The following is a 20,587-nucleotide window of genomic DNA, read 5'->3' on the forward strand; positions in this document are numbered from 1 at the left end:
TGGCGGTTTTCTGCGTGGCCGCTTTGCACATACTCTTCGGAAGCATTGGTTGTCTATTCACGAACTCAGGGCTCTGCAAGTCGATGACTGAATCCTCGAAGACCCCATATATATACGCCTTCGTTCTGCTGGTCGCAGTGTTGGGTGTCTATCTGCCCGGGTTGGAAAACGCATTGATTTTCGATGACCTCCGCCTGGGCGATGGCACGATTTTCAGCCAGTACGGCAACCTGCTGCAGTTCAAGCAACGCATGCTGTCGTATGGCAGTTTCGTCTGGGTACAGGAATGGCTGGGTGAAGGCTGGTGGAAGCAACGCCTGCTCAACGTGGCCCTGCATCTTGGCGTGGTGGCGGCGCTCTATGCACTGCTCAAGGCCTTGGTGGGCTTCGCGCGCTTTCCGCAAGAGGTCGAAGCGCGGGAGGACTTCGAACGCTCCCGCACCGCGGCTCTCCGTGTCGGCGTGGCCTTGTTCGCGCTCAACCCCGTGGCCGTGTACGCGGTGGCTTATCTGGCTCAGCGCTCCATCGTCATGGCCACGCTTTTCGCGGTGCTGGCATGCTGGATGTTCGTGCGCGGCCTGCAGACAGGCCGGATGATCTGGTTTGCAGGCGCCGCGTTCAGCTACGTGCTGGCTGTGCTCTCCAAAGAATACGCCGTCATGACGGCTGCCTTGACGGTGCCGTTGTACATCCATGTCTGCCGCCCCTCCTGGAAACGCGTGGCAATCGTGGCGGCCGTCGCCCTGCTGGCATTGGCTGCAGCCACGGCCGTGCTCTGGAGCATTTATGGTTCCGTGATCGGCCAGTTGTTCGATCCCCGCTCCATCGGGCTGGCCAAGCAGTTGGAGGCCTTGCGTCCTGGCATCACGGCGTATATCTATCCATTGAGCATACTGAACGAAGCGGCCCTGTTCTTCATGTACGGCGTGCTCTGGGTCTTCCCCAACGTGCAGTGGATGTCGATCGATCTACGGCCCGTATTTCCACTGGGGTTTGCGTCCTTTCTGCACGTACTGGGCGCCCTGAGCTACTTGGCGCTGCTGGTGGCCAGCCTGTGGCTGGTCGTGCGCCGCAGCAACCTGTGGGGCCTGGCCGCGCTCCTGCTATTGTTTCCCCTGTTGTGGTATTTCACCGAATTTTCCACCGCGTGGGTGCAGGATCCATTCGTGCTGTACCGCAGCTATCTCTGGGCCGTGGCACTGCCGGGGTTGGCAGCTATTGCGCTCACCACTTTCAAGCCACGCAGCATCTACATACTGGGCATCGTGCTGGGACTGGCCTTTGGCGCCTTGGCGCTGAACCGCGTGACCTCCTTGAAGAATCCCGGTAGCGCGTGGGGCGATGCCGCGGAAAAGATCGATCCCCAGGGGCCTGCCAATGCCGTGGGGCGTGGACGGGCCTTTCTTAATCTGGGCTCCTATCAGCTGGAGAAAGGGCTCCTGCCCGAAGCTGAGCGAGCATTCACCACGGCGGCAGCGCTGGATGATCTAGGCGGCAATGCCGAGTTCAGCCTGGGCATGATCCTGCAGCAACAGAAAAAACATGCCGAGGCGCTAAAGGCATTCGACGCCGCCCAGGCCAAGGGCTTCGGTGGCCAGGCCCTCTACTACCACCGGGGGGAATCCGCCTTTGCCTTGGGGCAGTTCGAACAGGCCTTCAAGAGTTTCGATACCGCTTTGAAACTTCCCGCCGAGGCCCTCGAAGGGGCAGACAAGATGCAGCAGATGCTGCGCCTGCGCCATGCGGAAACCGCCATTGGCGCCAACCAGTTCGATGCCGCCATCCAGAGCTTCGCCTTGCTGCTGCGGCAAAGCCCCGGCAATCCGAATCTGGTGGCAGGCCTTGGCATGGCGCTGATCGGCAAAGGCGACAACGCGCGCGCCATCACGCTGTTCACCCGACTGCTGGCCCGCCATCAGGTCCCCGCCGCGTACTACGGGCGCGGCATTGCACACTATCGGGCGGGGTATCAAGCCGAGAGCCTGACGGACCTGGATCAGGCTATTCGGCTGGATCCGCGCAATCCGCAATACCGCGCGGTGCGGGAGCAAATCGCGGCAGGCACGCTGCCCAAGCGCTGAGCATGCGCGTTCTGCACGTCGGCAAGTTTTATCCACCTTACCGCGGAGGCATGGAGGTCTTCCTGGCAGACCTGCTCGATGAGCAGCGCCGCCAGGGCATCGATGCGCATGCCGTCGTGCACGGAGACCCGCAGCCTGACGACCCGGCCTGGGTGCGGCGCGTGCCGGTGCAATTCAACTTGGTCTACGCTCCCATGGCACTCGGGTTCCGCCGGGCCCTCGGCCAGACTATCGACCAGTTGAAGCCCGATGTGCTGCACCTGCACATGCCCAACAACTCCGCGCTGTGGGCGCTGACGCTTCCCGCCGCGCGCAAGGTGCCCTGGGTGGTGCACTGGCATTCCGACGTGGTGGTGTCGAACATCAAATGGTCGGTGGCCATGGCCTACATGCTGTACCGGCCTTTCGAGCAAGCCTTGCTGGAGCGCGCGCAGCAGGTCTTTGCCACATCACCGCCCTATCTGCAGGCGAGTGGCGCGCTGCGCCGCTGGCGCGGCAAATGCGAAGTCGTGCCCCTTGGCATCAACTTAAGCACCCCTCCTCCTGCTGAACCGCTGGCAGAGTCTCTGCAATGGCGTCCCGGCACACAACTGCGGCTGCTGTCCATCGGCCGGCTAACTTATTACAAAGGCTTCGAGACCCTGATCCAGGCCGTGGCAACCCTGCCCAGCGTGGAGCTGTTGATCGCGGGAGATGGTGAACTCCGCGACGCACTGCAGGCGCTGATAGACAACACCACGCCCGCCGGTCGCCCTGCCGCCACACGCCTGCTAGGCGCCGTGGATGATGCGCAGAAGCACGCCCTGCTGGCCCAGTGCGATCTGTTCTGCCTCGCCTCTCGCGAGCGCACCGAAGCCTTTGGCATCGTGCTGCTGGAAGCCATGCAGCACGCCCGCCCTTGCCTGGTCACCGATCTACCAGGCTCCGGGATGCCCTGGGTTGTCTCGCACGCGCGCTGCGGCCTGCATGTGCCTTTTGAAGATGTAAGTGCATGGCGCAGCACCATTGCCCGCCTGCAGCATGATCTGCCCCTGCGCACCCGCCTCGGCCTGGCGGGCCGCAAGGCCTTGCATCGGTCCTTCGGCATCGAGCCGTGCGAACGGGCAATGGCCCGCCACTATCGCGGCCTGGCGCCTGGCACGCAAGCCGCGGCGCCTACGCGTGATCTGATGGTCGTCATCGCGACCCACAATAACGCCAACGACATCGTTCATCTACTGCAGCGCGTGCGCGCCCTCGTCAATGCTCCCGTTCTGGTCGTGGACAACCGCAGCACCGACGCGACATGCCACTTGGCCGAGCAACACGGCGCACGCGTGCTGCGCCCCCTTCTCGCCATGACATCATGGGGCAGCCTGCAGACAGGCCTGCGCTACGCGCTGATACAGGGGTTCGCATCTGCCGTCACCATCGATGCGGAAGGCCGCTACGAAGTGGAAGAACTACCGACACTGCTGGCCGCTGGCCGCCAGGCCGATGTGGCAGTCGCTTACTTTGCCGCCCAAAACAGTCTGCCGCGCCGCGTCGCTTGGCAATGGTTCCGTTGGGTCACGGGGTTGGATCTGCGAGATTTTGTGTCCGGCTTTCGCCTGTACAACCGTACGGCCATGGAAGCAGCCGCCTCCGCCGAAGCGACCTTGTTGGACTACCAGGATATCGGCACCTTACTGCTGATGCGCCGCCGGGGCCTGCGCATGACCGAAATAGCGCTTTCAATGCATACACACAGGACAGACCGCTCCAAGATCTTCAGATCATGGGCCAATGCAGTACGGTATGTCGCCGTATCGTCCTTGCTCGGTATCGCGCACGGAAGAAACACAGCCGCCGCGCAACGGCCAAAATGAAGACGCTTACCCAAAAGCGCTTCTAGCTGGAAACGGCCATTGCGCGCACTCGTCAGTGGGGTTTTATAAGAAGGTCACATTGACTCCAGCAGCATGAAAATGAGTTTATGCAAACCGCGCCAACATTGACTGAGAGAAGACTCATGGGAATGAATTCCGAACGGCTCTGCTCACCCCACCTTAAACGGCTGGAAGCGGAGAGCATCCACATCATCCGGGAGGCTGTGGCAGAGGCACAAAACCCTGTCATGCTCTACTCGATCGGCAAAGACAGCAGCGTCATGCTGCATCTGGCACGCAAGGCGTTTTACCCCGGAGTTCCGCCATTGCCTCTTTTGCACGTGGACACGCGTTGGAAATTCCAAGCCATGTACGAATTCCGGGATCGCATAGCCCAGGAATGCGGCATGCCCTTGCTGGTCCACATCAATCCGGAAGCCGTGGAAAGGAACATCAATCCATTCGACCACGGCTCCGCACTGCACACCGACATTACCAAGACAGAGGGGCTGAAGCAGGCCCTCAACCAACACCAATTCGACGTCGTGTTTGGGGGCGCCCGCCGGGATGAAGAGAAATCGCGCGCCAAAGAGCGCGTGTTTTCTTTCCGCACCGCCACACATCGGTGGGATCCGAAAAATCAACGCCCGGAGCTCTGGAACTTGTACAACACACGCAAGAACCCCGGGGAAAGCATTCGCGTGTTTCCGCTTTCAAACTGGACCGAGCTCGACATCTGGGAATATATCTATCGCGAAGGCATTCCCGTCGTTCCTCTGTATTTCGCTCAAACAAGGCCTGTTGTGGTGCGCCCCGGCATGATTCTGATGGTGGATGACGACCGCTGCCGGCTACTGCCAGACGAAGAGATTCAACTTCGCAAAGTCCGCTTTCGAACCCTTGGATGCTATCCACTCACCAGTGCCATTGAATCCGAAGCAGAAAGTCTGGAAGACGTCTTGTTGGAACTCATCAACACTCGCCAATCGGAACGGCAGGGCCGCAAAATTGACACCGACAGCAGAGGATCCATGGAGAAGAAGAAGCAGGAGGGCTACTTCTGATGTCACGCCTGCCGAAAGCCGCGCAGCAACCGCCTCTGCGCTCTCCTGCCAAGATTTCTGACCTGAATAGCTGGATTGCTCAGCGCGCACAGCAAGACACGCTCCGCTTCATCACCTGCGGGAACGTGGACGATGGCAAAAGCACCTTGATAGGCCGCCTGCTCTGGGAGTCCCAGCAAATATTCGATGACCAGTTGGCAGAGCTGGCGGTGGATTCCAAGCGCCACGGCACGCAAGCCGAGCAAGTAGATTTGGCCCTTCTTGTAGATGGCCTGGCCGCAGAACGTGAACAAGGCATCACGATTGACGTGGCTTACCGCTTCTTCTCGACCCCGCGCCGAAAGTTCATCGTGGCCGACACCCCTGGGCACGAGCAATACACCCGCAACATGATCACGGGGGCATCTTCAGCGGAGGTGGCAGTGGTTCTGGTCGATGCGCGGCATGGCCTTCAAACCCAAACCAGGCGGCATGCCCGGCTTGCGTCGCTCATGGGCATAAGACACATTGCATTGGCCATCAACAAAATGGATCTAGTGCAGTTCGACAAAGCGTGTTTCCAGACCATCGCGCACGAGTTTGAGGCGCTTGCCAACGAACTGGGCATTGCAAGTGTCACCTCCATGCCCCTCTCCGCACTACAAGGAGACAACATCACTCGCCGCTCCAAGCGCACACCATGGTATGACGGCCCAACCCTCATGGCTTACCTGGAAACCATCACGGTGGACACGGCGAAAGAGGAGCGTTTCGTCTTCCCCATCCAATGGGTCAACCGCCCTCATGGAAACTTTCGGGGCTTGAGTGGGACGGTCGCCAGTGGACACATCAGCGTAGGCGAGACCGTGCGCGTCACGGCGTCTGGACAGACCTCACAGATAGAAAAAATCGTCACATTCGATGGTGATATGGAACGTGCGGATAAAGGTAGCGCCGTCACCCTGGTACTGAGTACCGAGATAGACGCCTCGCGGGGCGACATTCTGGCCAGTGCGACCACACCGCTGGAAATGACCGACCAGTTCTCAGCCACCATCATCTGGATGCATGAAGACGCTGGGCTGATAGGTCGAAGCTACGACCTGAAGCTGGCCACTCAATGGGCAAGCGCCTCCATCACGGGCATCAAGCACCGCCTTGACGTCAACACCGGTGCGCACGAGCCCTGTCGTCAATTGGGTCTGAATGACATTGCCGAATGCAATCTAGCCTTGGGCCGTCCCGTCGTTTTCGACACCTACCAGACATCATCAGCCTTGGGCAGCTTTATTCTGGTTGACAGATTCAGCCGAGCTACGGTCGCCGCGGGTCTTGTTGCACACAATCTCCGGCGCGCTCAGAATGTTCACCGGCAACTTCTCAGCATTACCCGTCAGGACAGGGAAAGGCTGAACAATCATCAAGGCAAGGTGATCTGGTTCACGGGATTGTCAGGGTCTGGCAAGTCCACGATTGCCAACGCATTGGAAAAGGAGTTGCATGCACAAGGCAAGCGAACCTACATTCTTGATGGAGACAATATCCGCCAAGGTTTGAACAAAGATCTCGGATTCACCGATGCCGACCGCGTGGAAAATATCCGCCGGGCGGCAGAGGTCGCCAAACTGATGATGGATGCCGGATTGATTGTCATGACAGCCTTCATCAGCCCATTCCGAGCAGAGCGGCAAATGGCCCGAGAACTCATTGGTGAAGAAAACTTCATCGAGGTGTTCGTTGACACGCCGCTCGAAGTATGCGAGCACCGTGACCCCAAGGGCCTCTACAAAAAAGCCCGCCATGGGCTGCTTCCCAATATGACCGGGATCAACAGCCCTTACGAACCGCCAGACACCCCTGCCGTGGTGGTGGAAGCCGCCACCACGGCCACCAAAGACGCCGTCGCACAAGTCATGCGCGTTCTATCCACCACTTCCGGTACCTGCGCTTAGCCCCTAGAAGCACCGCGCCAGCCGCGCCACCACACGGCATAAGGTTGAGCCAACCACCACTTGAGAGGCACCTTCCCGTAGTGGCGTCGCACTACGGCCATGGCCTCTTGATAATGCAAGCGCCGTTGCGTGTTAGTTTTTGTCTGGCTATGCACGCGATTGACCGCCACCATGTCCGGCACTCTGACAGGCGCTCCCCCATAACGGTAGAGCCGCCACCACAAATCGTAGTCCATGGCCATGTGCAAGCTGGAATCGAGTCCACCCACGGCCTCCCAAGCGTCGCGCCGCATCAGCGTACCAGGTTGGGAAATGGCATTCGCCCTCGCCATCACCCATTCACTGAAAGGCAGCACCATCGAACGGCGCCGCCGGCCCGTCCGCTCAATCCAATCCCAAGTATTTCCATAGGCCATGACCGCCGCAGGTTCGCGCTCAAGTGCAGCCAGCAGCAGGGGAAGTCCCCGTGGTAACAACCAATCGTCGCTGTTGAGCCAACAGACATAAGGTGCACGTCCTCTGGCAATGCCTTCATTGATAGCCTCCGCTTGCCCGCTGTCAGAATGGCTGCGCCACCCCGCCAGACGCTCGTTCCACCGGTCGAGCACGGCCAGCGTCTCGTCGTCCGACCCTCCATCCATGACGAAAACCTCGACCGGCACCTCCTGGGCCAGGATCGACGACAAGGCCTGCTCCAGAAAGCGGCCCTGGCGAAACGATGGTACCGCCACCGTGACCTTTGCCTGCTCTATGCTCATGCCGCTCCATACCGCTGCAGAAAATCCGCATACGCGAGCGCAATCCCTTCGCGCAGCGGCGTCGAAGCTACCCATCCTCTTTCGCGCAAGCGTCCCACATCAAGCAGCTTGCGCGGCGTCCCGTCGGGTTTGCTCGCATCGAACACGATTTCACCCCGGAAGCCCACAACCTCCATGACCGAAACCGCCAGTTCACGGATCGTCACATCTTCGCCCGTGCCGATGTTGTAGAGCCCTTCTCCCACACCCCACTCCATGAGGCGCACACAGGCATCCGCCAGATCGTCTACGTAAAGAAACTCCCGCATGGGCCGCCCCGAGCCCCACACCACCAATTCCGCATCTCCGCGCACTTTCGCCTCGTGCGCCTTGCGGATCAGCGCTGGCAGCACATGGCTATTGTTCAAGTCATAGTTATCGTTAGGGCCGTAAAGGTTGGTTGGCATCACCGAGAGGTATCGTGTGCCATGCTGTTGATTGAATGCCTCGCACAGCTTGATGCCAGCGATCTTGGCGATGGCGTAGGGCTCGTTGGTCGGCTCCAGCGGACCAGTGAGCAAATAGTCCTCGCGTATCGGCTGAGGGCAATCACGCGGGTAGATGCAACTCGACCCCAGAAACATTAGCCTGCGCACGCCACTGCGCCTCGCCGCTTCGATCACATGGCATTCCATCGCCAAATTCTGGAAGATGAAATCGGCCCGCTGGGTATTGTTGGCCTGTATGCCGCCCACCCGGGCTGCTGCCAGAAACACGTAGTCGGGGCGCTCCTGCTCGAAGAAGGCCTCCACCGCGGCCTGCCGTGTCAAGTCCAGCTCCGCATGCGTGCGTGTAATCGGATTTCCATACCCACCGGAGCGCAGGCGGCGCACAATCGCCGAACCCACCATGCCTCGGTGGCCGGCCACATAGATCCGCCGGGGAGGCAGCTCAGTCTCATTCATGGAAGTCATAGGCTGAAAAACCGTGCTGCTTGACCAGCGCATCGCGCTTGGCGCTGTTGAAGTCTTCGCGCGCCATCTCGGCGACCAACTCCGCAAACGGGATCTTAGGCGCCCAGCCCAGCTTTTCCCTGGCCCGCGTAGCATCACCCAACAGCGTCTCCACCTCGGTCGGGCGGAAATAGCGCGCATCGACGCGCACGATCACCCGTCCCTGCGCATCGCGTCCCACCTCGTCTACCCCTTGGCCACTCCATTGGATAGAAATACCCAATTCGCGGGCACCGCCTCCACGAAATCACGCACGCTGTACTGCACACCCGTGGCAATGACGAAATCCTCCGCCCGCTCTTGTTGCAGCATCAGCCACTGCATTTCCACATAGTCCTTGGCATGCCCCCAATCGCGCCTGGCATCCAGATTACCCAGGAACAGACACTCCTGCAGCCCGAGCCTGATACGCGCCATGGCACGGGTGATCTTGCGTGTGACGAAAGTCTCTCCTCGCACCGGAGACTCGTGGTTGAAAAGAATGCCATTGCAGGCGTATATGCCATACGCTTCACGATAGTTGACCGTGATCCAATAGGCATAGAGCTTGGCCACGGCATAAGGGCTGCGCGGATAGAACGGCGTTGTCTCCTTCTGCGGCACTTCCTGCACCAAGCCGTACAACTCCGAAGTGGACGCCTGGTAGAAACGCGTCTTTTTCTCCAGCCCCAGGATCCTGATGGCTTCCAGCACACGCAACGCACCCAGCGCATCGGAATTCGCGGTGTACTCCGGCTCCTCAAAAGACACCGCCACATGCGATTGCGCCGCCAGGTTGTAGATTTCATCAGGCTGCACCTGCTGAATGATCCGAATCAGGCTGGAGGAATCGGTCATATCTCCATAGTGAAGTATCAAATGCCTGTCCTGCTCGTGCGGATCCTTGTAGAGATGATCAATCCGGCTGGTATTGAAAAGCGATGAGCGGCGCTTGATACCATGGACTTCATAGCCTTTTTTCAGCAGGAACTCAGCAAGATAGGAACCATCTTGCCCAGTTACTCCCGTAATGAGCGCAACTTTTCCTCTATCCATTTCATCTCCAAACATCGGATTGATCCTCATTTCAACCTAGCCGAGGCCAATCAGGCGCACCAGCCCCGGCAGCAATCAAGGGGCTACCACGTCACGGACTGTAGCGGCACGCCCAAGAGCCTGCCATCTTCGCCGCCTTTGAACGGATAGACGGTAATTGCCAGCTCATGCCATCCGGTCGAGTGGATGTGCGCATCAATGACGAGACGGGTAGGCTCAATGCTGATCGAAGAACGAGACTGCACCCGCCCATTCAGCCGAACAGCCAGTATTTCGGTAGGATTGATCGGCCGGACGGCCGTCCATTCAAGTACCACGCGCTGACACTCGCCCGCATGCAGAGGCAGCATGAGTTGGAAGCACGGAAGAGTCCAATTGATCTCACCCTGCTCGGTTCCCTCCGCGTCATGCGTACCGAAGATGTGTGCACATGAGGCACCTCCAGCGGCTTGCCAGCGCCCCCTTGAGGGAAATCATCTATACGCGCGTTGGCTTGCCACGATACTTCTTGCTCGCTCTCGACAAGATAGGTATAGCGGCCTTTTCGCACCAGGCATGCGAACCACTCGACGAACCGGTGATGCGCCATAGCTGCATCTTCACGGTCAATCGCCTTCTCCAGCCGCCGCCTTACCCCAGAGGCCTCCTTGACAGCGCTTTCCAGTTGTTTTCTCAAGTCCGGGTGGGACATGTCCCGGCTTTTCGCTACCCACGAAAGATAGGATCTCAGCGGGCCAGCTGTTTCGCCGTGCAGGATTTTCCGCAGCGCCAGTCCCAGCGTTTTCCAGGAATCCATGGCCGGATACGACATCAGCCGGTTACGCTCCTGTGGTGATTGGGCAAGCGCGGCTTCCAGCTCCGGTATCTTGGGGAAAAGCATGGCAGCAGCTTCCCCGGAATGCCGATGCAGGTATTTGATCTGCCCATAGGAAAAATCAACCGTAAAGGCTTCAAGATCGTCATATTCGCCTATATAGCCGTGGCTGACCACGGCCCGCTCGGCCACCCCCAGTTTCAAGCCAAGCATCTTCATCGTGGCGGCAAAGAGCCATTCGGCAAAATGCCCGAACTCGCCCCGGAATCCGCCCACCGCATCGTATGCGGTCCGCCGGATGACAAAGCACTGGTCCAATACCCGCAGCCAGTCATGCGATTGAAGTTTGCCGCGGATATCGTTGCTGTAAATATCGCACTCGATGCGGGACAGCAGGTTATCGGTCAAGCCATGCGTCGGTGCGCTGAACGCATCCCAGTCGGGGTTTGCATCAGCTATTCCAACCAGATAGCTCAGCGCGCCGGGCTCGGGAATGCAATGCGATTCGGAAAATAAAAGCAAGCCGGAACCAGCTTGGCAAGCCACTTTCTCGATCAGCATCATGTCGTGTGCCTGATCGAACTCCAGCAGCAGGTCCCGATCCGCCAGGAGGGAACGGATTTCCTCAAGTTCGTTGCGGTCAAAATCTGCCGGCACGCCAATAAGCACCCGGTATTGGTGGCGAGGATAGTCCTGCTCCTGGACCCAGCCCCGGATGCAGGCTGTTGCCAGTCCACGGTGATATTCCAGCGGAATGACGACCGAGATACGGGGCATGGCGTGCCTGTCACCGGAGCAGGCGCCGAGCAGATCCGAATTCGCGGCAACCAACGTCACTTTTTCACCCGATAAGCAAGATCGAGGGCCATATGCTTCATCATATAAGGCCATAGTGCCCCGCGTATCTGCTGCCAGGTCACATCCCGGCCCAAAGCACGCTTGCGCAACTGAGCCATTTCGCCCATACCGACATCGTTGATCTGTGCAGAGGTTTTCTGCGCTTCGTGAATGCGAAACGCGCCCAGGAAGTCTGGCATGCGGACCATGCGCGCCCCGGCATCGCGCAGGCGCAGCAGCAGATCCCAATCCATGGCAAAACGGAAGCTCTCGTCAATCCGGCCGCCAGCTTTCTCCCAAATGGTTCGCCGCCAAAACAGAGTTTCCTGGGGAACAAAATCGGCCCAGGACAACACTTCGTCATCGTGCGCAGGCAGCACCCATCGGCCAATTTCCCGATCATCGTCATCAATCAGAATACGGTGACCATAGACCACATCCACCTCCGGGTGCTGTGCGAAATATTCCGCGACCCGATGCAACGCGCCCGGCATCAGCAAATCATCCGAGTTGAGCCACGCCATGATCTCTCCCCTGGTGCGGCCAAAGCCGAGGTTGATCGCGTGGGACTGCCCTCCATCCTTTTCCGACAGCCACCCCGTCAAGCGATCGCCGTATTGCTGAAGCACATCCACCGTGCCATCAGTGGAGCCCCCGTCCTGCACAAAATACTCGAGCTTCGAATAACCTTGGCTCAGCACACTTTCAATGGTCCTCCCAATAAATTGAGCTTGCTGGAAGGACGGGGTGATGAGCGAGATCGAAGGCAGCGACTCCGCCGGAAGACTGCAAGCATATGGATCAGGCAGCTTCAGCTTGCGCGGCGGATATTGATTGAGCGTGCCCAAGCGCGGATGCAATGCTGCCCGCGCACGGCGATAGACAAAACTCAGCGGAAGAAGCACCGGCGACAGCACAGAAAACAGAGGGCGGTATGCAGCCAGGGCACGAGCCTGCTCCTGAATCACAGCCTCCTTGCGGACCAGTTCCCGCTCCAGCTCAGCATAACGTGCAAGCTCTGCCGGGGTCTTGCTGGCAGCCAGATCTTGCCCCATGTCATCGCGGGCGCTCGGGGTAGCTTGCTGGCTTTGCAACTCCTTCAGCGCATTGTCCAATCGCCGTATCGTGGCTTCTCTGGCTTCGCAGTCCTTGATGAGAATCTCGACATATTCCTGGTGGCGGGCCAGAGCCTCAGGAGCCAGTTCCGCGACCACTGTGCGCACCAACGGCAGATCGGCCATGTCACGAATGAACAACACATGCCCCCGGTCACCGTGTATTGTCCAGGGCGCATCCCACTCCAACGATTCGGTGCGCCCATGCCGCCGGATGACCACCGAATGGCAGTAGCTGCGCGAGGTGGCCCAGGTATGCAGGTCGGCGAGCGTGTAAGGACTTTTTCCGGTGGCTTCGGGCGTTGCGCCCTCATATTTGGCCAGGACGAATCGCGGACACGGAACATCAAGACCGCACAGCACGGCAAGATCGTGCCCGCCTGTGTCCACCTTGAGTAAATCAATGGCGTCTGGTAGCCGTTGTTCAAAGGGGTCGGAAACCGCCTGCGCAGGGAAATCAACCACCACAGGGCTGGCAAGTCGCGACATCAACTTCGCCGACAGACGGTAGTCGAGCCTTTCAGCTTGGCTTTCCCCCTGCACATAGGAGTGCTCGGAAAGCCAAGACGCGAACTCACGCTCGACACGCAGGTACAGGTTTTTTTCTACCTCATTGAGATTTTCGGGCGGAGGTTGAAAAGTGCGGTGCGCGGGCAAAATCATCGTCCGCGCGTCGTAGCTGATTTTCTCGGCTGCCTGCCTCTCGGCAAAGCTTGTGTCGACGCGGGAAAGCAGCACCTCATCAGTCTCGCGGGACAAGCTTTCCGCCCCATATTTCGCGTCCAACATGCGCCGCAAATGTTGCAGGGCGCCAGCGGGATCGCGTTCGACTTGCTCATAGCGCAGGATGGCGTCAGCAACCCGCCCCCAGTCACGGCCTGCCTGCACCCAGGCGTCCAATTGGCCCATGGTGCAATCCGACGAGAACTTGCGGAAGTTGCTTACCGCTGCCGTACGAATGTCGCGATACGAATAAATCACACAATCCGCAGCATTGGCAAGCGCAACACTATAGTGATGGCATTTGGCGAGTACGTTTCCCACCGATTCCGCAAACTCGGCCTCGGTCTTTGCGTCTCCAGGGTCAATCCAAAGGGTTTTCAAAGGCTGCCCACCGAGTGCTTCCCGCACCGCATTGAATGCCCAGGTGGTCATCGAGCGGGGCATGCCGCAGATCAGTATCTTCATGCAGAAGGCTCTTCGCTGTTACGGGGCTGCTTTGGGGCTGTTTTTGTCACGAGTACACGGCCATAGGTGTCATCAAGCCGCACGATGTCATCTTCACCCAGATAGGATCCTGACTGCACCTCGATGATTTCCAGTGGCAGCTTGCCCGGGTTGGCCAAGCGATGCGCGTGGCCGATGGGAATGAAGGTGGACTCGTTCTCGGAAAGCAGCATCACCCTGTCGCCATTGGTCACCTCGGCCGTCCCTTTGACCACGATCCAGTGCTCGGCCCTATGGTGGTGCAATTGCAGGCTTAAGCTGGCACCCGGGTTCACCACGATGCGCTTGACCTGGAAGCGTTCGCCTGCGTCGATGGAGTCATACCAACCCCAAGGCCTGTGCACCTTGCGGTGCGACCCAGCCAACGCCTGCCCGCGCGCCTTGAGCTCTGCCACCACGCTTTTCACGGACTGTGTGTGGGATTTGCTGGCAACCAGCACGGCATCGGGGGTTTCCACCACCACCAGGTCCTTCACGCCCACCCCCACGACCAGCCGGCTGCTGGAAACCAGCAAGCTGCCCTGAGACTCGACATTGAGCGTGTCGCCGAGGGCAGCATTCCCCCGCTCATCGTGGTCCAGAACCTGCCATAGGGCGTCCCATGCGCCCACGTCTGACCAGCCAGCCACCAGAGGAATCATGCACGCTGGAATGCCGCATGCCGGATCGGACGGCAAGCGTTCCATGACGGCATAGTCGATCGAATCCGAGGGACAGGCCAGGAAGGCATCTGGATCTGGCCGGATGAAATCCATATCGGCCTTGGCGCCTTCCATGGCACTACGGCAGGCAGCGAGCATGTCGGGGCGAAACCTGGTCATGGCGTCGAGCCAGACGCTGGCGCGCACCACGAAGAGACCGCTGTTCCAAGAATAACCGCCCTGCGCCAGGTACCGCCGGGCGGTTTCAGGATCGGGCTTTTCCGCGAAGCTCCGAATGGAAAAAAGGCCGTCTGGCCCCGCCTCGCCTTGCTGGATGTACCCATAGCCCGTTTCCGGACGATCGGCTACGACACCAAAGGTCACCATCGCACCTCGCGCAGCGGCCCGCCAAGCCTTCTCTGCGGCTCGGCAAAAAGCCGCTTCGTCCCCGACGGCATGATCCGCCGGCATCACGATCAGCACGGAATCCGGGGCACCGCCCGACAGCGCTTGAAGCGCGGCGAGCGTCAGCGCCGGGGCGGTATTGCGGCCTCCGGGTTCGAGCAAGATGCGCGGGTGCTCGATGCCCGCCTCGGCAAGTTGCTGCGCGGTCAGAAAGCGGTGCTCGGCATTGCACACGATGATGGGACTATCGGAAGCTGGGACATTCGCGTTCATTTCCCGCAAGCGCAGTGCAGTGTGCTGAAGCATGGTACGGCTGCCGCCATGGAGCGCAAGAAACTGCTTGGGATAGGACTCACGTGACAACGGCCACAGGCGCGTACCGCTGCCGCCGCACAGGATGACGGGAATCAGTTCTGGAAAGCTCATGAGATGACGCTGGGAGGACTGGTTTGGCGCAGGCTTTCAAGATCAGCCTCCAGCAAAGCCAGGCGCTGGTTCAAGCGGCGCACATCCCGTTCGATGCGAGTATTGAGCATGTCGGCGTGCAGTGCCTTGAGCAGCAGCACCATATTGGCCAGCAACAGCAGCAAAGCAGGCGGATAACTGAAGCCTGTCAGGCCTGCCAGCTTGTCGATCAAGCCAGGCCAGGCGCCCAGCCCAGCGACTGAGGCAGCCACCGCCACCCAGAACAGACCATGCATCAGATACAGATGGTCGCGGCGGATCAGATAAAGAATCAATAACGCCAAACTCACCCCAAGCAGGGTAGTGGTGACTTGCAAGGACGCCATTCGGGATCCACTCCTTGTTACTCGCTCGGCAAACGGGATGATAGATGCCATGGACATCCCTGGATCGCAGGCCTCCCGCCACGGATCGCCGGAATTGTAAGACGGGAGTTCACACCCCTACGTGAATGTGCAGGGAAACCACCTTCCGCCTGAATATGGGGATATTGCAGACCAAGGAGGCCTGCTCAATAAATATCAGCCAATGGCGAAAGGGCCAGACAAAACAGTTACCATTGGTTAACTCGGTGTCCGTGCTCCATCGCGATCTCTTGAATGAAGCTTGACGTTATTCTTGCGGCCGATGCCTTGCACCCACCGCTCACCGGTATCGGCCGCTACACCTATGAGCTTGCCAAGCGCCTGGCAAGCCATGAAGACATTGCACGGCTGCGTTACTTCTCCCTTGGGCACTGGGTAACAGATCCCCTTGGAGCGCTGGATCAAACCAGGGCCGATACGACAGCGGCGGCAACGGCTGCCAAAGAGCCGTCCTCACTGCGTCGTTGGCTGGCCAATAGCCGCTTGGCCGTGCGTGCCTACAAGGCTATCTCACCCACGCTGTTCGGCTGGCGCCTGCGTGGCAACCCGCAAGCGATTTACCATGCGCCCAACTACATCGTGCCCCCCTTCGACGGCAGGACGGTCAGTACCGTGCACGATCTGTCACATATTCTGTACCCGCAGTTCCATCCCCAGGCGCGGGTGGATTACCTGAACCTGGCCTTTGACAAAAGCCTGGCGCGCACTGACCGGGTGATCACCGTATCCGAAGCTGTGCGCCAGGAAATGCTGGGGCGCGGCCTGATGCCGCCCGAGCGCATCACCGCCATCCATTCCGCGGCCGATGCGGCCTTTCACCCCCGCACACCACAGGTACTCGCACCCGCCATGCAGGCCCTGGGGCTGCGGGCTGGCCAGTACTGCCTGTTCGTCGGCACCGTAGAACCTCGCAAGAACGTGGAGCGCCTGCTACAGGCTTACGCCTTGCTTCCGGCGGCTATGCGCCGGGAATGGCCCCTGGTTGTGGCTGGTGACCAGGGCTGGAACTCTGAGTCCATCCATGCAAGCCTGAACAAGGCCCAGGCAGAAGGCTGGTTGCGCTACGTAGCATTCGTAGAGCAGCGCTGGCTGCCTTCCCTGTATGCGGGTGCGCGGCTGATGGCGTACCCGTCGCTATACGAGGGCTTTGGTTTGCCGATCGTCGAGGCCATGGCCAGCGGCACTCCCGTGCTCACCTCAAACACCTCTTGCATGCCTGAAGTGGCCGCAGGCGCCGCCAGATTGGTCAACCCGCTGAGCGTAGAAGATATCGCTCATGCCTTGAGCGAATGCTTGAGCGACGAAAATTGGCAGACCGAAGCCCGGGCGAAGGGGCTGGCTCGCGCCGCCAAGTTATCGTGGGACCGGTGCACGGAAGAAACCGTGGCAGTCTACAAACAACTGGCGTAATTCCTCAAACGGTAAGTACATCCTGGGAGTGCGGCGTCAGGCCACGAATCTATAGCCGATTCCCGCTTCCGTGAGCAGATGCCTCGGGCGCGAAGGATCGGCCTCGATCTTCTTGCGCAGATTTGCCATGTGCACTCGAACATAGTGCGTGTCCTCAGCGTGGCCGGGGCCCCAGACAGCCTGCAGTAGTTGCTTGTGCGTGACGACCCGCTCAGGATACCCCGTTAGATAGGTCAGCAACCGATATTCGATGGGGGTCAGATGAAGTTGCTCGCCTGCACGATTGACGTGGCGCGCAGCCAGGTCGATGGAAATCTCTCCAAACACAACCAATGGCTCGCCTGTAGCGGCCTGTTCGCGATGGCGGCGCAACTGGGCGCGCACACGCGCCAGCAACTCGCCCGCGCCGAAAGGCTTGACCAGGTAGTCGTCGGCGCCGGCATCCAGCGCGGCGATCTTGTCCGCTTCGCCGCTGCGCGCCGACAGCACGATGATGGGCATGGCCGACCAGGTACGCAGATCGCGGATCAGATCCACACCATCGCCGTCAGGTAACCCCAGGTCAAGAACCAGCGCATCGGGACGGCGCGTACCGGCTTCGATCAAGCCTCGCTGCAGGTTCTCGGCTTCGAACACTTCATGGCCTTCGCTTTGCAAAGCCAGGCGGACAAAGCGGCGGATCTCGGCCTCGTCTTCAACGATCAGGATGCGGGCAGCGCTCATGATGCATTGTCCGCCAGGAGTTCGCTGCCGTCGCCCGTGGGCGGCGTGCCACGCGGCAGGGTGATGACGAAACGTGCGCCGGCGATGCGGTGGTTCTCGAGGCGGTTCTCGCCATGGATGCGCCCGCCGTGCGCCTCCACGATGGCTCGGCAGATGGCCAACCCGAGCCCGATGCCCGGCGTGGCCGTCTCCTTGCTGCCCCGCTCGAACTTCTCGAACACCGCGTCTTCGCGCGCCGGCGGCAAACCGGGGCCATCGTCATCCACGGTGATACGGACCGCATCGTCCTGCACCTCCGCGCCGATGCGCAAGGCCGTGGCCGGAGGGGTGTACTTCACGGCGTTTTCCAACAGGTTGACCAGCACACGCTCGATCAAGGTGGCGTCCAGGTGCAGCAACGGCACATCGGGCGCCAGTTGCACCTCGACAGGCCGGTTGTGCAGGACTTGCGCGCAAGCCGCAAGAGCGCTTCCCAATACCTCCTCCAGCGGCAGCCATTCCAGCCTCAACTGCACTATGCCCGATTCGAGCCGTGCCATGTCCAACAGATTGCTGACCAGTGCATTCATGCGCAGCGCCGAAGCCCGGATGGCATCGGCCACCTCGGTCTGCGGCGCGGTCAGCGGTGGAGGTGTCATACCGAGCGCATCGGCCAGCCCGACCAAGGCCGCCAGCGGCGTGCGCAAGTCGTGCGAGATCGCCGATAGAAGCGAGTTGCGCAGGCGCTCCGACTCGATCTGCACCGTGCTGCTTTGCGCCACCTGGATGTAATGGATCCGCTCCAGCGAAATCGCCAGCAAGGATGCACAGGTTTCGAGCAACTGGCGCTGTTCCGGTGCGAGCAGTTCAGCACGCGCCAACTGTACCGCGAGCACCCCACGCAAGCGCATGGGTGCCTTGAGCGGCAGCATCAGGCAACGGCTGGCCGGCAACGTGTGCGTGCCAGGCCCGGCGGGCTCCCCCTTTCGAAGCTCCACTGGGCCACGGCCATGTCCACCTCAGCGCTGGCGCCGTCCTGGCTGCTCAGGCGGTTGTCATCGTCAGCCACCAGCAGCGCCGACTTGGCGCCAAACTCGGCCCGCAGGAAACGCGCACCCACCTCGGCGACCTGCTGCGGCATCAAGGCCGCCGACAGATCGCGCGACATCTGATAGAGGCCGCGCACACGCCGTTCGCCTTCGGTGGCGGCTTCAGCCTGCGCACGCAGGCCCGCGGTCAACTGGCCGATCACCAGCGCCACCACCAGCATGACCCCGAAGGTGATCACATATTGCACATCGCTGACGTGGAGCGAAAGCCGCGGCGGCACGAAGAAGAAATCAAACAGCGCCACGCCCAGAAAGGCCGCCAGCGTGGCCGGCCCGCGCCCATGGCGCAATGCCACGCCCACCACGGCCAGAAGGAACAGCATCACGATGTTGGTGAGTTCCAGCACGCCATGCAGCGGCGCCGCCAGCAACGCCACCAGGCCACAGGCTGCCGCCGCGGCGGCGTAGCCTCGCCAACGGATGGTAGAGCCGCCGCCTTCGGGTTCGAGCGTGCGCGTTTTCCTGGCGGCTTCATTCGGCAGCGGCACCTGAAGCACGTCCATATCCGGCGTCAGTTCCGCCAAACGCTCGGTGAACGACAGTCCCCAGCGCTTGCGCCCCGCCCGCCGGCCCAGCACAAGGCGAGAGAGGTTGTGTTCGCGCGCGTAGCGCGCCAGCGTCTCGGCCACTTCAGCACCAGCCGGTGTGGCCACAGTCGCCCCCAGATCCTGCGCCAGCTTCAACGCGCGAAGCGCCTGCTGGCGATCCGCCTCGCTCACACGCTGGCGTGAGGGCGCCAGGACGAACACGGCATGCCAGGGCAGATCCGTCTGCGTGGCCAGACGCGCCGCACTGCGCACCACGGCCTCGCCCCCCGCACCAGGCCCTATGCAGGCGAGCAGCGCATCGCGCGTGGGCCACGGCCGCTGCCCACGGCCATCGGCGCTGCGGCGCCAGTGCTGCATCTGGGAATCCACCCGGTCGGCGGTACGGCGCAGCGCCAATTCACGCAGCGCGATCAGATTGCCCTTGCGGAAAAAATGCGCCGCCGCACGTTCGGCCTGCTGCGGAATGTAGACCTTGCCAGCCGCCAACCGGGCCAGCAGCTCGTCGGGCGGCAGATCCACCACCACCACCTCATCGGCGGCATCGAACAGCGTATCCGGTACCGTTTCGCGGACGCGAATACCGGTGATGCCGCCCACCACGTCATTCAGGCTTTCGAGGTGCTGCACGTTCATCGTGCTCCACACATCGATGCCCGCCGCCAGCAGCTCCTCCACATCTTGCCAACGCTTGGGGTGGCGCGAGCCGGGCGCGTTGCTGTGCGCCAGTTCATCCAGGAGCACCAATGGCGGCGCCGCACCACCCACATGGGCAGCGCCGAAAGCCAGCGCGGCGTCGAGATCGAACTCCTTCAACACGCGCCCCGTATGGGACATCTCCTTCAGCGGCAGAAGCGGCAACCCGGCCACCCTCGCCTGGGTCTCCGCCCTGCCGTGCGTCTCGACCAGACCAACCAGAAGCGGCACCCCCTGCGCCTGGGCAGCGTGTGCGGCGGACAGCATGGCATAGGTCTTGCCTACGCCGGCGGAAGCGCCGAAGAAAATCTTCAGCCTGCCACGGCGAGCTTGCACCTCTTCCTGCTGCACGCGTGCCAGCAGGGTGTCGGGGTCTGGACGCTGGTCGTCGAGGTGAGCTGTGGCCGAGGTGGGCATGGTTTGGTTAGAACGTGTTTACGTTCTGAGAGCCGTGAACAGAGCTCTGCCAACTTGATACGCATCGAGAGCCCCCATCCCAACCTTCCCCCAGAGGGGGAAGGAGCAAAGACAGCGAAGCCCGTTGATGC

Annotated in this window: 14 protein-coding genes and 1 pseudogene; 5 read left to right on the top strand and 10 right to left on the bottom strand. The window is 60.7% G+C overall.

Annotated features, from left to right (window positions below; all coding sequences use genetic code 11):
* Positions 1-83: 83 nt before the first annotated feature.
* The 4 genes from WJU18_RS26245 (at position 84) to cysN (ending at position 6,923) form a co-directional block, all read left to right on the top strand.
* Complete coding sequence (locus tag WJU18_RS26245; protein ID WP_423456852.1) at positions 84-2,081, top strand: tetratricopeptide repeat protein; 1,998 nt, start codon at positions 84-86, stop codon at positions 2,079-2,081.
* 2 nt (positions 2,082-2,083) lie between these two features.
* A complete protein-coding gene (locus WJU18_RS26250; protein WP_423456853.1) occupies positions 2,084-3,928 on the top strand; it encodes a glycosyltransferase in 1,845 nt (614 codons plus the stop codon).
* 143 nt (positions 3,929-4,071) lie between these two features.
* Complete coding sequence (gene cysD / locus WJU18_RS26255) at positions 4,072-4,992, top strand: sulfate adenylyltransferase subunit CysD (protein WP_423456855.1); 921 nt, start codon at positions 4,072-4,074, stop codon at positions 4,990-4,992.
* Positions 4,992-6,923: a sulfate adenylyltransferase subunit CysN gene (gene cysN / locus WJU18_RS26260; protein ID WP_423456857.1), complete on the top strand. Its 1,932-nt coding sequence runs from the start codon at positions 4,992-4,994 to the stop codon at positions 6,921-6,923. The genes cysD and cysN overlap by 1 nt, the downstream gene beginning before the upstream one ends.
* On the opposite strand, the gene WJU18_RS26265 is transcribed toward cysN, so the two are convergent.
* The 7 genes and pseudogenes from WJU18_RS26265 to WJU18_RS26295 form a co-directional block, all read right to left on the bottom strand.
* Entirely contained in the window at positions 6,920-7,681 is a 762-nt protein-coding gene (locus WJU18_RS26265; RefSeq protein ID WP_423456859.1) for a glycosyltransferase, read from the bottom strand. The genes cysN and WJU18_RS26265 overlap by 4 nt on opposite strands.
* Positions 7,678-8,625, bottom strand: a complete 948-nt coding sequence (locus tag WJU18_RS26270) for a GDP-L-fucose synthase family protein (protein WP_423456860.1) — start codon at positions 8,623-8,625, stop codon at positions 7,678-7,680. The genes WJU18_RS26265 and WJU18_RS26270 overlap by 4 nt, the downstream gene beginning before the upstream one ends.
* Positions 8,618-9,708: pseudogene (gene gmd, locus WJU18_RS26275) on the bottom strand (GDP-mannose 4,6-dehydratase). The gene WJU18_RS26270 and the pseudogene gmd overlap by 8 nt, the downstream one beginning before the upstream one ends.
* A 253-nt stretch (positions 9,709-9,961) precedes the next feature.
* Complete coding sequence (locus tag WJU18_RS26280) at positions 9,962-11,359, bottom strand: glycosyltransferase (protein ID WP_423456862.1); 1,398 nt, start codon at positions 11,357-11,359, stop codon at positions 9,962-9,964.
* The gene (locus tag WJU18_RS26285) at positions 11,356-13,662 is read right to left on the bottom strand and encodes a glycosyltransferase family 2 protein (RefSeq protein ID WP_423456863.1); all 2,307 of its coding nucleotides are present in this window, start codon (positions 13,660-13,662) and stop codon (positions 11,356-11,358) included. The genes WJU18_RS26280 and WJU18_RS26285 overlap by 4 nt, the downstream gene beginning before the upstream one ends.
* On the bottom strand, positions 13,659-15,173 hold the full coding sequence (locus tag WJU18_RS26290) for a mannose-1-phosphate guanylyltransferase/mannose-6-phosphate isomerase (RefSeq protein WP_423456865.1): 1,515 nt from the start codon (positions 15,171-15,173) through the stop codon (positions 13,659-13,661). The genes WJU18_RS26285 and WJU18_RS26290 overlap by 4 nt, the downstream gene beginning before the upstream one ends.
* A complete protein-coding gene (locus tag WJU18_RS26295; RefSeq protein WP_423456866.1) occupies positions 15,170-15,538 on the bottom strand; it encodes a DUF2304 domain-containing protein in 369 nt (122 codons plus the stop codon). Before WJU18_RS26295 ends, WJU18_RS26290 begins: the two co-directional genes overlap by 4 nt.
* A 273-nt stretch (positions 15,539-15,811) precedes the next feature.
* On the opposite strand from WJU18_RS26295, the gene WJU18_RS26300 reads away from it, so the two are divergent.
* Positions 15,812-16,987: a glycosyltransferase family 4 protein gene (locus tag WJU18_RS26300; protein WP_423456867.1), complete on the top strand. Its 1,176-nt coding sequence runs from the start codon at positions 15,812-15,814 to the stop codon at positions 16,985-16,987.
* A gap of 36 nt (positions 16,988-17,023) precedes the next feature.
* Here the strand turns inward: WJU18_RS26300 and kdpE are convergent, their stop codons facing one another.
* From kdpE to WJU18_RS26315, 3 genes are read right to left on the bottom strand one after another with little or no spacing between them, the layout of a single operon-like run.
* Complete coding sequence (gene kdpE, locus WJU18_RS26305) at positions 17,024-17,710, bottom strand: two-component system response regulator KdpE (RefSeq protein ID WP_423456869.1); 687 nt, start codon at positions 17,708-17,710, stop codon at positions 17,024-17,026.
* Positions 17,707-18,621 (bottom strand): ATP-binding protein, encoded by a 915-nt coding sequence (locus WJU18_RS26310; RefSeq protein WP_423456871.1) that lies wholly within the window; start codon positions 18,619-18,621, stop codon positions 17,707-17,709. The genes kdpE and WJU18_RS26310 overlap by 4 nt, the downstream gene beginning before the upstream one ends.
* Positions 18,621-20,456 carry a DUF4118 domain-containing protein gene (locus tag WJU18_RS26315; protein WP_423456873.1) on the bottom strand — a complete coding sequence of 612 codons (1,836 nt, stop codon included), beginning with the start codon at positions 20,454-20,456 and terminating at the stop codon, positions 18,621-18,623. The genes WJU18_RS26310 and WJU18_RS26315 overlap by 1 nt, the downstream gene beginning before the upstream one ends.
* Positions 20,457-20,587 lie beyond the last annotated feature (131 nt).

It is taken from the genome of Ottowia sp. VDI28, from assembly GCF_049532675.1.
Classification (GTDB): Bacteria; Pseudomonadota; Gammaproteobacteria; order Burkholderiales; family Burkholderiaceae_C; genus Ottowia.

Coding starts and splice junctions, on each gene's coding strand:
- WJU18_RS26285 (WP_423456863.1), bottom strand. CDS start 13,662: ATGAAGATACTGATCTGCGGCATGCCCCGCTCGATGACCACCTGGGCA.
- cysD (WP_423456855.1), top strand. CDS start 4,072: ATGGGAATGAATTCCGAACGGCTCTGCTCACCCCACCTTAAACGGCTG.
- WJU18_RS26290 (WP_423456865.1), bottom strand. CDS start 15,173: ATGAGCTTTCCAGAACTGATTCCCGTCATCCTGTGCGGCGGCAGCGGT.
- WJU18_RS26245 (WP_423456852.1), top strand. CDS start 84: ATGACTGAATCCTCGAAGACCCCATATATATACGCCTTCGTTCTGCTG.
- WJU18_RS26295 (WP_423456866.1), bottom strand. CDS start 15,538: ATGGCGTCCTTGCAAGTCACCACTACCCTGCTTGGGGTGAGTTTGGCG.
- cysN (WP_423456857.1), top strand. CDS start 4,992: ATGTCACGCCTGCCGAAAGCCGCGCAGCAACCGCCTCTGCGCTCTCCT.
- WJU18_RS26310 (WP_423456871.1), bottom strand. CDS start 18,621: ATGCTGCCGCTCAAGGCACCCATGCGCTTGCGTGGGGTGCTCGCGGTA.
- WJU18_RS26250 (WP_423456853.1), top strand. CDS start 2,084: ATGCGCGTTCTGCACGTCGGCAAGTTTTATCCACCTTACCGCGGAGGC.
- WJU18_RS26270 (WP_423456860.1), bottom strand. CDS start 8,625: ATGAATGAGACTGAGCTGCCTCCCCGGCGGATCTATGTGGCCGGCCAC.
- WJU18_RS26300 (WP_423456867.1), top strand. CDS start 15,812: ATGAAGCTTGACGTTATTCTTGCGGCCGATGCCTTGCACCCACCGCTC.
- kdpE (WP_423456869.1), bottom strand. CDS start 17,710: ATGAGCGCTGCCCGCATCCTGATCGTTGAAGACGAGGCCGAGATCCGC.
- WJU18_RS26265 (WP_423456859.1), bottom strand. CDS start 7,681: ATGAGCATAGAGCAGGCAAAGGTCACGGTGGCGGTACCATCGTTTCGC.
- WJU18_RS26315 (WP_423456873.1), bottom strand. CDS start 20,456: ATGCCCACCTCGGCCACAGCTCACCTCGACGACCAGCGTCCAGACCCC.